This is a genomic window from Oceanospirillum sediminis, from assembly GCF_014164585.1.
GTDB classification, from domain to species: domain Bacteria; phylum Pseudomonadota; class Gammaproteobacteria; order Pseudomonadales; family Halomonadaceae; genus Oceanospirillum; species Oceanospirillum sediminis.
Genome location: NZ_JACJFM010000145.1, coordinates 1 through 437, shown reverse-complemented (window position 1 = coordinate 437; position 437 = coordinate 1). Strand labels below are relative to the sequence as shown.

At 30.7% G+C, this 437-nt stretch carries 1 protein-coding gene; it reads right to left on the bottom strand.

The window, feature by feature from the left end:
- Positions 1-110 precede the first annotated feature (110 nt).
- The coding region (locus H4O21_RS28175) for a phosphopantothenoylcysteine decarboxylase domain-containing protein (RefSeq protein ID WP_305082242.1) at positions 111-437 on the bottom strand (327 nt) is incomplete at its 5' end.

Here is a 437-nt window from a genome sequence, read left to right as displayed (position 1 = left end):
AAATCTGCAAGTTTTCATTACCCGTTTGTTGCGCATTTACAACCACAGTGCAGTTCAACTCCTGGGAAAAGCCAAGTGAACTTAGGCTAAATAATAAAATGAATATTAAGTTACGCATTTACTTGTTTTACAATTTCGTTTAATAAATCTTTCGCTACTTCGGTTTTAGACTTTAATTCAAACTCTGTTACGTTATTTTTATTATCTATAAAAGTAACTTTATTAGTGTCGCCTTTAAAACCTGCTCCTTTATCTTGTAACGAATTTAAAACAATTAAATTTAAGTTTTTCTTTTTTAATTTCTGCTTTGCGTTCTCTAATTCATTATTGGTTTCAAGAGCAAACCCCACCAAAAATTGCTGTTGCTTAATCTCTCCTAGAGAAGCAAGAATATCTTTAGTGCGCTCTAAATCTAAAGTTAATGTATCAGATTTCTT